Origin of the sequence: Mesorhizobium sp. M7A.F.Ca.AU.001.01.1.1 (assembly GCF_004022735.1) — a bacterium.
GTDB lineage: Bacteria > Pseudomonadota > Alphaproteobacteria > Rhizobiales > Rhizobiaceae > Mesorhizobium > Mesorhizobium ciceri.
Window position 1 is genome coordinate 1 of sequence record NZ_RZPF01000086.1, and the last position, 12,919, is coordinate 12,919.

Annotated in this window: 8 protein-coding genes; 6 read left to right on the forward strand and 2 right to left on the reverse strand. The window is 58.7% G+C overall.

The window, feature by feature from the left end; all coding sequences use genetic code 11:
* Nucleotides 1–30 precede the first annotated feature (30 nt).
* Both EN884_RS07910 and EN884_RS07915 read right to left on the reverse strand, forming a co-directional pair.
* Nucleotides 31–1,407, reverse strand: coding sequence for an HlyD family type I secretion periplasmic adaptor subunit (locus tag EN884_RS07910; protein ID WP_013533102.1), 1,377 nt, complete (start codon nt 1,405–1,407; stop codon nt 31–33).
* A complete protein-coding gene (locus tag EN884_RS07915) occupies nt 1,400–3,151 on the reverse strand; it encodes a type I secretion system permease/ATPase (RefSeq protein WP_164894949.1) in 1,752 nt (583 codons plus the stop codon). The genes EN884_RS07910 and EN884_RS07915 overlap by 8 nt, the downstream gene beginning before the upstream one ends.
* A gap of 713 nt (nt 3,152–3,864) precedes the next feature.
* On the opposite strand from EN884_RS07915, the gene EN884_RS07920 reads away from it, so the two are divergent.
* From EN884_RS07920 to EN884_RS07945, 6 genes are all read left to right on the forward strand, one after another.
* Complete coding sequence (locus EN884_RS07920) at nt 3,865–4,848, forward strand: ATP-grasp fold amidoligase family protein (protein ID WP_164745800.1); 984 nt, start codon at nt 3,865–3,867, stop codon at nt 4,846–4,848.
* Nucleotides 4,849–5,175: 327 nt separating this feature from the next.
* On the forward strand, nt 5,176–6,945 hold the full coding sequence (locus EN884_RS07925) for a calcium-binding protein (RefSeq protein WP_063167496.1): 1,770 nt from the start codon (nt 5,176–5,178) through the stop codon (nt 6,943–6,945).
* Nucleotides 6,946–7,361: 416 nt separating this feature from the next.
* The gene (locus EN884_RS07930; protein ID WP_063167495.1) at nt 7,362–8,570 is read left to right on the forward strand and encodes a glycosyltransferase family 4 protein; all 1,209 of its coding nucleotides are present in this window, start codon (nt 7,362–7,364) and stop codon (nt 8,568–8,570) included.
* Entirely contained in the window at nt 8,567–9,826 is a 1,260-nt protein-coding gene (locus EN884_RS07935) for an O-antigen ligase family protein (RefSeq protein WP_063167494.1), read from the forward strand. The genes EN884_RS07930 and EN884_RS07935 overlap by 4 nt, the downstream gene beginning before the upstream one ends.
* Nucleotides 9,827–11,824, forward strand: a complete 1,998-nt coding sequence (asnB, locus tag EN884_RS07940) for an asparagine synthase (glutamine-hydrolyzing) (RefSeq protein WP_063167493.1) — start codon at nt 9,827–9,829, stop codon at nt 11,822–11,824.
* Nucleotides 11,799–12,919 (forward strand): Wzz/FepE/Etk N-terminal domain-containing protein (locus EN884_RS07945; RefSeq protein ID WP_245491908.1); only part of this gene is annotated, 1,121 nt, incomplete at its 3' end. The genes asnB and EN884_RS07945, both read left to right, overlap by 26 nt.

Here is a 12,919-nt window from a genome sequence, read left to right on the forward strand (position 1 = left end):
CTATTGGTCACGCCCTCCTCCACCTCGCCATCACTGCGTAAACGCTTTGGACATCTGATCCGCAAAGGGTTTCAACAGATAAGACCAGACATTGCGTTCGTCGGTGCGGATATGAACCTCGGCGGGCATACCTGGCCTCAGCACCTTCGCTTCGGTCAGGCAGCTCGATTTGCTTTCAACCTTGATACGCGCCGAAAAATAGGAAAGCTGACGTTGCGGGTCTTTAATCAGATCTGCCGAGATGTGTTTCACTGACCCTTGGCAGACCGGAGTGGTTCCCACGTCGAACGCCGGAAAACGGATTGATACCGGCTGCCCAGGCCGGACATCGTCGACCCGCGACGGAGGGATCAGCGCGTCCACCACAAGATCGTCGGTATCAGGTACGATGGTCATAAGCATCTCGCCAGGCGCGATAACGCCGCCGACGGTATGGACAGCCGATTCCTGTATCGTTCCGGACTGTGGCGCGCGGATCGTTGTCTTGGTCAGTTCATCCTGCGCCACAATCCTCCGTTCGTTGAGTTCGGTCTGTTTGGCTTCGGTCTCGCGGAGTTCGGTCGTCACGTCGGTGCGCCTTTGGTCATCCAGCTGCAGCATCTGCAACCCCGTTTCGCTGATGCGCGCCTGGGCTTCAGCTACTGCTGCAGCGAGGCGACCCGATTCTCCCCTGGCCCGGGTGGCATCCAACTTGATGTTGCTTACCCTCTCCTTGGAGACGAGTTTTTTGGCGTAGAGGGAATCAACGTCGGCGAAATCCTTGCTCAGCAGGGCAACCGATTCATCCACCGCGCTCTGTTGCGCTTTAAGACCGTCGATCTGACGTTCAAGTTGCTGGGATTGGCTTCTCAGCTGTGCCTTCTGTCCAGCCAAAGCCGAAGAGCGCGTTTCAAAGAGAGCGCGTTCGCCGTTGACGAGCGCAGCCAGCTCCGGTTGGTTCATTCGCGCTTTCAGGCCGACCGGCAGCTGCATTTCCGCCAAGCCCGTGCGCTCGGCCTCCAGCCGGGCGAGGCGAACGGTCGCGCGATCGAGATCCTCGCTGATGATTTGCAGGTTCGCGCGTGTCAGCGTGTCATCCAGCCTGACCAGCACGTCGCCGGCTCGCACATGATCTCCGTCCTGCGCGAAGATCCCGCCCACTGTTCCTCCGGTTTGATGCTGGACCTTCTTGACGTTGCTTTCTACCACCACGGTGGCCGGTGCAACCACGGCGCCGGCGATCTTGGTCAATCCCAGCCACAGGCCGCCGCCGAGGACCAGCAGACCTGTAATCACCAAGCCGAATATCAGGTTGGCCCGTATACCGTCCGGCAGATCTGGCGAGCTCACGGCAGGTCCTTTGCTGCCACGAAGGGTCCGGGCATAGGACGAGAAGGTGACGAATGTTTCGAGCAGAGCCTCATGCATGCCCGGCAACCCCCGGTATCGGCGCCAAAGAAGATGGCCGAGGTGAAACAGGCGGTGAAGGTCGGAGCACGTTCGCCAAGACCTCCTCGCGCGAGCCAAAGGCATGAACCGTCCCGTTCGACATAACCAGCACCTGATCGATGTTGGCGAGTGCCGAGGGACGATGCGCAACGACAATGACGATGCCCCCGCGCTGACGCACTGCCCGTATGGCGCCGGCCAGGGCAGCGTCTCCATCCACGTCGAGGTTCGAGTTCGGTTCGTCGAGCACGCCAAGGAACGGCTCGCCATAAAGGGCTCGGGCGAGACCCACGAGTTGCCTCTGCCCTGCCGACAGGGCTGCTCCCCCCTCCCCGATGCGGGTCTGAAATCCCTGAGGGAGTTGCATGATCATTTTCTCGACGCCGGCGGCTCTTGCCGCCGCAAGGACGCCTTTTGGATCCGTCTTGCCTCGGAACCTCGAAATGTTGTCTGCTACCGTGCCGTCAAACAACTCCACATCCTGCGGCATGTAGCCGATATGGGCGCCGAGATGTTCCGAGTTCCATTGATCGAGAGAGGCGCCGTCCAATCTCACCGAGCCATGGAGCGGCTTCCACACCCCGACCAACGAACGGGCCAGCGTCGTCTTGCCGGAGCCGCTCGGGCCGACGACGGCCATTCCAGCCCCCCTCGACAGGTGGAAACTTACATTTACAACGGTCGGTCTTGTCAGGCCGGGCGGCGCGACTGTCAGTTGCTCGACGGCAAATCGTGCCTGTGGACGAGGCAATTCCATCGGATCGTCCTGACTGCCAAATGCAGCCATGACAGCTGCCAGTTCGCTATAGCTGCGCCGGGTCGATAGAAAACCTCTCCAGTTTGCAATGGCCGCGTCAACTGGGGCCAAGGCCCGGCCGAGCAATATGGAAGATGCGATAATCACCCCAGGAGAAGCTTCACCGCCGATGACCAGGTAGGCACCGAGCCCCAGAACGCCGGATTGCAGACCCATGCGAAGCGCCTTCGAGAAGGAACTGGCGCCACCGACGACATCCGAGAGGCGCTCCTGCTGACCAAGATATGCGCGGCTGACGTCGCTCCAGCGTCGAGCCAGTCGACCAGAAAGCCCCATTGCATGAACAACCTCGGCGTTGCGCCGGGCGGAGTCGGCAAGCGCCCGTTGCGACGACAAGTCTTCGGAGGCGCGCGCGGCCGGACCACGGCTAAAGACTTCCGCAACCGCCGTCAGGAGGACCACGGCGATCGCGCCGACGGTTGCCAACAAGCCGAGCAAAGGATGGAGCAAATAAATGATCACCAGATAAAAAGGGATCCACGGAGCGTCGAAGATGACCGTCGGTCCCGTTCCGGAAAGAAAGCCGCGCAGTCGGTCAAGATCGTGCAAAGGCTGCAAGCGGCCCGCATCACGTCCTGCCTTGAGCGGCAAGGACAGGGAGATGGAGAACACCTTTTGCTGCAAATTTCTATAGAGAAGACTGCCGATGCGGACCAGCACGCGAAGCCGCACGAAATCCAGGAGCCCGTAGACCGCATACAAGCCCAGCATGCCGATCGTGAATCCCACCAGGGTGGGAACGCTCTGCGACGGCAGAACGCGATCGTAGATCTGCAACATATAGACCGAACCGGTCAGGGCGAGAATGTTTATCACTGCCGAAAACAGCGCCACGCCAAGCAGCCCAGGCATGCAGGCGAGAATGGCGGAACGCAGCTCGGGAGAACCGGCCCCCGATGTTTTCATGACCAGCGGTCGTTCGCGCGACACTGCCGCGCCGTTACTTCCGTAAATTGTGATGGCTCAAACCTTTCTTGGTGCGCATAGCAGCCGCTATCCGTCGCCCCCCTTATTACGCTCTGCTTACATACGTCGACTTTGAGGAAAATGCAGCGGATTCGTGGCGCAGGACCAACGAAACGCGACCCGCAGCGTGCACAGGCTGGGGATAACTCCCCCAAAAAACGGCAATTCACGCTAGTAACGCAGTCCAGAATGGAACACGCAAAAGGGGCTTATGTCCTTGCTTCCACACACTTTCAAAGACGCCACGGTCGTTGACACAAAATACCTGATGCGGAGCAACAACTTAGATCAATCAAACCTTTTGTCGTTCTGTATTCTGTATTTGATCTCGCCCCGATACACCAATCACCCGAGCAGACCATCAGTCTCCCAGACTTCCAGAGGCGGCAAATTGACGACCGTCAGGCCGGCACGCCGGATCGTCATTCAAACGGAGGAGGACGGTGATCGAGCCTGACGTATTGTGGTTTAACGCATGCGCAGGGATGGCGACTGGAGGGCTCGTTCACCTCGGGGCGCTGGCCGACGGGTTCGACCGGCCCCATCTGTGACGGCTGCCAACCTGCCCAAGGAGGCGGATCGCGCCTTCGCCATCGTCGTTATCAGAGCGGACGCCGCGTTAGCCGTGCGTTATCCGCGTAGTGGGGTGTTGCGTGGAAAAGAAGTATCGGAAATTAAGAAGAGCTGTCTGGGAAACGATATATAGGGTCAGCTTGATAACCCCGAATTTCTACGTTCTGAACTACCCCATAGCAGCAGCGGGATTCTTTAACGGGAACAACAGGTTCCCAAGACGGGTTTCCAGTCAATCGGCTACGATAAATGATTTTATATTTGACAGAATGATACGAAATAGATGGGGATACCTGGAGAAGATTTGCGTTGATAAGCATTATGCTAAGTACATAGCTAGTGGAATCGCAGGCCTTAAAATCCCAAAGACGATCTCTGTATTCAAGATAGATAGAAATACGACGGCAGATGACATTTTACTTTGGATCCAGCCTTTCCTCGGACGTCATTTCGTGATGAAGCCGACCCATTCCTCTGGAAAAATTATATTCCTCGACAAACCGCTCAATAGGAAAACTCTAGAGGAATTCTTAAATTTCTCTAAGAGGTCGTACTTTAATATCGGACGAGAGACACAATATTATAAAATGGAAAAGAAATTAATTGTCGAAGACAACATTTCTACTGGTGGTGAATTAAGTGACTACAAATTCTTTTGCGTTCGCGGCAAGGCAATTTATCTTCAGGTCGACGTCGGTAGATTTGTTGATCATAAAAGGGCTGTCTTTTCTCTTCCGGATTTTAAGCAGATTGATGTCATGTATGGTTATGACCTACCAGAAAACGTAGAAAGGCCGGAAAATCTCGAAAAAATGATCGAGATCGCGGAAACGATATCTAGGGATGTTGAGTTTGTCAGGGTCGATTTGTACAGCATTAACGGTGACATATATTTTGGAGAGATGACTTTTTCTCCATGCGCTGGGTCGGATCATATTTCAAACGAGAGTTGGGCCATCGATTTTTTAAATAGGATCAAAGCAGAAAGTGCTCCTAAAGCAGCGATAGGTGGCCGCTTCACGCCGCAAGCGGCACGATCTTTCGACCGTCAAGTTGGCGGGTGAGCCGCGAGGGCGTCAGCGCAAGCCTCGGTTCATGTGCCGAGGCACCCCAATTGGCTTTCCCCTAGTTGGGGATAACCCGGTCGGGAAAGGCGGATATTTCCCAATCACGCGGCTCAACAATGAGCCGGATGAGAGGGGCTTATGTTGTTGTTGCGGCACTGTTTTAAAAGACTTCGGTTGACCCGAAGCGGAACATCTCCTGCTGTGCAGCAATCCTGTCGGCGATCAAAGATTCTATCCAGCGGGTGTCGTATTTGATTTGGGCCTAATATGCGCCGTCAACTAAGCAGACGTGGGGCATAACCGAATCAACCAAAGGATTTTTGGATGACACTCCACTACGCGTCCGGTGGATCAGCCGCCGAGATCGCAACCGCCGGATTCAATCTGGCTGATGTTCAGTACGTTTCGCAAGTCAATGCCTTGCCGGATGGCATGAAAGGCTTGGTTTATCTCGGTGAGCACGACGGAGTAACTTCGTCTTTCATTGATAAAGTCACTCCCTTCATAGGTAATCCAAATGTGTTCGGGTTTTACCTTAGCGACGAGCCTGATCCGACAGGCAAGTGGGGCAGCTACGCAACCGCTGCAAATCTAAAGGCGGAATCCGACTGGATTCATTCTCATGTTCCCGGCGCCAAGACCTTCATCACGATGATGAACTTGGGCACGGATGGCTCCCCGAGCTACATGAACCCGAACGACCCGGCCCACGCCGCTTACAATCCGGCGAATACGGGCATCGATTTCTACGGTATCGGCTATTACCCCATCAACAACACTTCGGCTCCCGACTACACCCATATCGACAAGATGGTTGCGGCTGCCGGTGAAGCGGGCATCCCGATTGACAAGATCGTCCCGCTTTACCAGGCGTTCGGTGGTGGCAACTGGGAAACCAGCGCTGGCGGCAAGTTTGTCATGCCCACCGCTGCCCAGGAGCAGGCCATGATTGATCGTTGGGCCGCACTGGTTCCGTCGCCGGCCTTTGACTATACCTATAAATGGGGAACGCAGAATGGCGACACCGCGCTTGAAAGCGCCTCGGAACTGAAAGCCTTTTTCCTCCAGCACAATCTCGAGGGCACCCATGCCCCGGTCTCGCCCCCGGTTAGTGATCCTGTCACGCCCCCGGTCAGTGATCCGGTCGGCACACCGACCACACCTCCTACTCACGTCGGCACCCCTGCTCCCACCGGGCCGGCCCCGTCGGGCAGCGATCATGTCTTCCATGGCACGCGCGGCGCAGACGTTTTCCACGCAACCGGGGGCAATGACAAATATCTCGTCAACAATGCTCATGACAAGGTCATGGAAGCGCCAAACGGGGGCTTCGACAAGGTCGCGGCCTCGGTGAGTTACGCTCTTACGGCGGGATCACATGTCGAGCAGCTCTCCACCGCCAATTCCGGTGGCAGGGCGTCCATTAACCTGACCGGCAACGAATTCGGTCAAGCCATCTATGGAAATGGCGGTGCCAACAAGATCAATGGCGGCGGTGGCGCCGACAAGATGACCGGCTATGGCGGCAATGACACCTATTACGTCGACAATGCCCACGACAAGGTGGTGGAGCAGGGAGGAAGCGGCCTCGACAAGGTTCTTGCCTCGGTGAGCTTCGCTCTTTCGGCTGGCTCGCACATCGAGCAACTCGCAACCACCAAGACGTCCGGCAAGGCCGCCATCAATCTGACCGGCAACGAATTCGGACAGACCATTCAAGGCAATGCCGGTAACAACAAGATCGACGGTGGCGGCGGAGCCGATACGTTGACCGGGCACGGGGGCAGAGATGCCTTCGTGTTCAGTACCGCCCTTGGCGCTGGAAACGTCGACAGGATCACTGATTTCAACAAAGCCCAGGACAAGATCCACCTCGACCATTCCATCTTTGCCGGTCTCGATCAGGGGGGCCTCTCGTCGGACGCTTTCTTTGCCGGCAAAGCGGCGCATGACAGTTCCGATCACATTATCTACAACAGTTCGACCGGAGCTCTTTCTTTCGACAGCGACGGCGTCGGAGGCGCAAACCAGATCCATTTCGCGAGCCTCTCTCCGCATCTGTCGATTACCGCATCGTCTTTCCTGGTCACCTGACGCTCCAGCGACGAATGCCTTAAAGGTCGGCGAGGTCTTGGTGCCTCGCCGACAGTCGTTTGGGCCGAGCGTCCGAACTTCGCGCCCATCAGCGAGCCGCGGAGTTCAGGTCCGCCACGCCTTACTCCAGCCACTCATCGTACCCACTTCAGGCAATGCCGTGGGGGCGTCCCGGTGAGACTGCGTCGGCAAGACAGGAGGGACATTAGCGCTCCCCCACCGCGAGGGAATCTCGCCTCACTGGTCCTACCCCTTTCCAAACATCATGGTGTCATTCAAACGGACGAGGACAGGAACCCGGCCTCCCCATAGCGTGCACTCGGGCGGGATGCGCTCATAGGTGATGAAACCGGGCCGTGGCAGCATCGAGAGCGTCAGTTACTCGATTGCCCGCCGTGTGCGCTGGGGAGAGGCAGATGAACCCACATCTGGTCTGCGTGGGAGGCGAGGATCACGCCTTGAGAGTTCCCTTCCTCATCGCGCTGCGAGAGAAAGGCTTTCGCGTTACGGCGGTCTCGAGCGGTTCTCCCGTACCGTTTTTAAGGCATGACATTTCGCATCACAGGTTCTCCTTCGACCGGTTTGCATCTGGCGGCGGGGAATGGCGTGCTCTCGGAACGATGCGCCGATTGATGCGGGAGCTTCGGCCCGACATCATCCAGAGTTTCGACACCAAGCCAAATCTGTTGACGCCCCTTTCCATGCGGGGAACAGTTCCGGTTATTCGCACCATCAACGGGCTGGGCTGGACGTTCTCATCTCTGGCGCCTCGCGCTTTGGCCCTGCGTCCGGTCTATTGCGCGCTGCAATGGCTCGCGTCTTCGTGGACGGCGGCGACCGTTTTCCAAAATCGTGATGACCAACTGTTCTTCGAGCGCTTTCGGCTGACCGGTCGCGGAAGCTCGCGACTGATACGCAGTTCCGGAATCGATGTCGATGCGTTCGCAACGGTGCGCCATCTCGGGTCCTCGGCAACGAAGATGCGTAGGGAACTCGGCCTCCAGTCCGCCGAAGTGGTGATCTTTGTCGGCCGCTTGACCCGTCAGAAGGGTGTGGGAACCCTCCTCGAGGCGGTTCCTCGCGTCGTGGCCGAAAGACCAGCAGCACGATTTGTGCTTGTCGGCCCGCGAGAATCCGAAGGCTCATTCGCAATCGACAAGTCCGAGATCGACCGGCACGCATCTCATGTGCTGGCCTTGGGTCCACGACGCGATGTCGCTGATCTCCTCGGCATGGCCGATGTATTCGCCTTTCCCACCCAGTATCGCGAAGGAGTACCGCGTGTGTTGCTGGAAGCGGGGCTTTCGGGACTGCCAATCGTGGCTTCCAGGATGCCAGGCTGCAGAGACGTCGTCGAAGACGGGTGGAATGGCTACCTGGTTGCACCGCATGACGCCGATGCCCTTGCCTCGCGAACAATAGACTTGCTGTCCGACCGCGCTGGGGCAAAGGCAATGGGCGTCCGTTCCGCTGAACTTGTGCGGGAGCGATTTGCCCTGCCGTTGGTGGTCGATCAGTACTGCGACCTGTACGAAAACACACTCCGCGCGGGGCTTCCGCGACCGCTCCCTGCTGTCGCGCTTGAGGGCAGCCTCGCAGATCACCGGGGCGGAGCACGTCAATGATCCGGGACGCCTTGCTCGCCCTGGGAGTTGCGATGTCCTACGCGACGCAACTGGCCGTTCCGGGATTGCCGCTCGGCTATGGCGAATTGTTCATCGCGATCTGGATCGTTCTGGCGATTGGACGAATATTCGCCGGGGGTCGTCTCCAGGTCACACCCGCTTTTGTCCAACTGGCGAGCTTCTGGCTGATCTTGTCGCTGGCTTTGGGAATCGGCACGATCGTCGGCTACCTGACCACCGTCCTTTACTTGACCGGGCTGGTACATGACCTGATGGCCTACATGCTGCTGGCCGGCTTCACATGCCTGGCGGCCGCGGAGCCCGACGCCGATCGTCACCTTCGCCGCAGTGCCTGGTGGGTGATCGCCATCGCCAATGGAAGCTTCGTAATTCAGCTGGGATTGGCATTTGGGGTAGCCCACCAGCCCGGCGTCGACCCCTGGTTCTGGGACAGATTCCGGGGCTGGTCCGAGAACCCGAACCAACTTGCGCTCTATTGCGCGCTTTTTGGCCCCCTGGCTTTGCACCTTGCCACGACCACCCGCAACCCATGGCGCCGTTTGCTCGCATTCTCCAGCCTGATCCTGACCTTTTATGTCGGCCGGCTGACGAAGAGCGACACCTATCTCTACACCAGTATCCTGAGCTGCCTCGTCTTTCTCGGATTGCGGCTTCGTGCATGGATCGCAACAAGCGGTCGCGCCAGCCTGCCCCGCTTGGCAGCAATTGTGCTGTTGGCGGGTTCCTTGCCTTTAGCGCTGGCGATGACGCCCTACGCGCTCACCGAAGAGGCCAGCGTCGCCCATTTTGCCAAGAGCCTTACCAAGGACCAGGGTGGGGAAGCGACACTCGAAACGTTCGAACTCCGGCTCTATCTGTGGCAGGACGCGGTGGAAACGGGGTTGAAATCCGGGTCGCTGGGATTGGGCCCTGGGCCTCACCTCGAGCGCCCGCCCGTCGCCGACCGTCAATTTCTGCAGCGACCTTTCGAGGCCCATAATACCGTTCTTGACCTTTACCTGCAGGGCGGATTGCTTGCGGTGATGGCATTGGTCTGGATCGTGGGAGCCGCAATGTCGCTTGCCTGGCGAGCGGGATTCGACGCGCTGCTGGTGCTCGGTGCGTCGACGATAATCTTCAGCATGCCTCACCTGATCATCCGCCATCCGATCGTGTGGTTTTCGCTGGCTTTCTGCCTCGTTGCCGGAAATCCGACCGCACTTCGGCGGCAACTTGCCGAGCCCAGGGTGCCCTAAATGTGTGGGATCGCCGGAATTCTATTGGCTTCCGATGCCACAGACATAAAGCCGCTCCAAGCGATCGGGCGGATGACCGCATCGCTGCGTCACCGGGGCCCGGATGGCGAAGGGCTCTGGGCCGATCGCGAGGCTGGAATCGCATTGGGCCACAGGCGATTGGCAATTGTCGACCTGTCAGCCGCCGGGCACCAGCCGATGCATTCTGCCAGCGGCCGATACGTGATCACCTTCAACGGTGAGATATACAATTTTCGCGATTTACGTCGCGAACTTGAGGGTGCGGGCCAAACCTTTCAAGGCGCCAGCGACACCGAAGTGATGCTCAGCGCAATCGAGCATTGGGGGCTTGAAACCGCCCTCAAACGCTTTGCCGGAATGTTCGTGTTCGCATTGTGGGATCTGAAGACAAGAAGCCTTTATCTGGCCCGTGACAGGATGGGCAAAAAGCCCCTCTATGTTGCTTCGACCCGAGACGCATTGGTCTTCGCCTCTGAGCTGAAGGCGATCAACACCTTTCCGGGCTTCTCTCCCGACCTTGATCTTGATGCCGCGGCGGCAATGCTTTCAACGGGATGGGTGCCGGACCATCTCTGTATCTGGCGAGGCGTGTTCAAACTGCCGCCTGGTTCCGTCCTTTCCGTCACCGCGGCGAATTGTGCCGAAGACCGCAGCGCGGACCGTCTTTCGCAACGCGTTCACCGCTGGTGGTCACTGGCTGACGTTGCAGCCGATGGGCGACGGAACCCCGCTACCGGCACCGACGAAGATCTGGTTGACGAACTGGACAACCGGCTTCGGCTGGCCGTGCGGGAACGCATGATGGCCGACGTCCCTCTGGGTGGCTTCCTGTCGGGCGGGATCGACAGCTCAGCCGTGATCGCCCTGATGCAGGCTCAATCCTGCAAGCCGGTTCGCAGTTTCACGATCTCGTTCGCAGAGGGCGGCTTTGATGAAGCTCCATACGCAGCGGCCGTTGCCCGTCATCTGGGCACCGACCACTCCGAACTTCACCTCTCGCCCAGCGCCGCACGTGACGTCATTCCCGAGTTGCCGCAGGTCTGGGATGAACCCTTCGCCGATGAATCGCAGATACCGACCTTGCTCGTTGCCAGGCTCGCCCGTCAGCACGTCACCGTAGCGCTGTCGGGCGACGGCGGTGACGAATGCTTCGCAGGATACGGCCGCCACTTCATGGCGGAGCGGTTGAAACGACACCTGCGCCTGCCCCGACAACTGCGCCGAACCTTGGCGGCAGGGGCAGGTTTTTTCGCACGCGCCGGACGCGACGATGTCATCGGCAAACTGCCACTCTCTGCGAGCGCGAGGCATTTTATCCGGAGCGACCGGATGGAACGTCTCGCCCGGCTGCTCACGGCATCGAATGAAGACGAATTGTTTCAGCGGCTGGCGCGGCCACAGGCTGAAAACCTGGGACGTCAGCGGCCCACCGAACCAATCTACGGCCACGGCGGTCCGCCGCTTGACGACCTGCTCTCCCGTCTTCTGTGCGATGACATGGCGGGGTACTTGCCTGGCGATATCTTGGTGAAGCTGGACCGTGCCACTATGGCCAACAGCCTTGAGGGCCGGTGTCCTCTGCTTGACCACCGCGTTGTCGAATTCTCCTGGCGGCTGCCATCCAACATGAAAGTTCGTGATGGCGCCGGCAAATGGATCCTTCGTCAATTGCTACGCCGCTATCTCCCGCAGCACCTGATCGAGCGTCCGAAACAGGGCTTCGATGTCCCTATCGCAGCATGGCTGCGGGGTCCGCTGCGCAACTGGGCCAGCGATCTTCTCGCCGACATGCGAGCAGAAAGCAGTGACGTATTGGACGCTGCGAAGATCGACGCCTGCTGGCGCGATCACATTGATGGCCAGAACCGCTCGCGCGAATTGTGGTCCGCATTGATGTTCCAGGCCTGGCGGAGCCGAGCCAACCGGCAAGCACAGGAAACCGGCCCAATTCATGAACCCGATCTGGCAGGAGTATAAAATGGTAGGTTCCGCAATCAGCCCGATCCAGCTGCCACGGATCAATCAACCACCAGCACCGGTTCTCGAAGGCAGAGTGCACGTGCGGTCATTGCGCGAATATGTCGAGCCGGCCACCGCGTCGCACCAACTCTTCGTGATTCTGGCAAGGCGAAAATGGTCTATTGTTGCCTTCGCTGTGTTGGGCGGGCTGCTGGCGGGGTTGCTGGGAAGTCTTCGCCCGGTTCTCTACGAAGCAACTACTCAGCTTATCATCGACGCCCCATCGCGCGGTTCACTGCCCGTCGGCGCCCCGTCTTCGCAGGACCTCGTCGATTCAAGCATAGATGACCACATCACGATGCTATCGTCGCAAGACCATCTGCGCCGCGTCATGGCGGCACTGCGCAAGACAGGTGCGGCTGAAACCGGACAGGACAATTCCGCTAGCGGGAATTCCCGGCTTGAGCCGTCTGCCATCCCTCCCCCGAGGACACGCTCGCTTGCCGGTGGTCTACTGGACCGACTGTGGCCAGGAGCGGACAAAACAATCAGCGATTCACAGGCCGAGGATGCCTCTGAATTGAGAGCCTTGCGGCAAGGAATGCGGGTCGGGCAGGAGCTGCGATCGAGAGTAGTCTCCGTCGCTTTCGCCGATGACAGTCCCGCGCGGGCGGCGCTCGTGGCCAACACATTCGCTCAGGTCTATGTCGACAATCTGATAAGGAGAAGGCAGGCATCCGACCAGCAAGAACTCGATGCGATCACCACCAGCCTGCCCAGGCTGCAAAACGATCTGCAGGCAGCGGCCGACCGCCTTGAGAAATATCGGTTGAGCCACGGAGCCATCGACCAAGGCTCGGCGGACAATGCAGCCAGGGAACGGGCCGACCTCAGCCAGCAATTGTCGATGTCAAACGCAGATCTCGCCGCTGTGGAAACTCGGCTGCGACATGTTCAGGAGCTTCGAGCGCAGGGGGCTTCTTTCGTCTCCGTGGCCGAAGCCATTGGCGGGCCTGAACTTGCCGATCTTGCGGCTCGACAGGCTCGCGCGCCTGCGGACCAAGAACTCAGAAACCTGACCGAAAGCAAGGTCGAACAAGGCATCGACAAGAT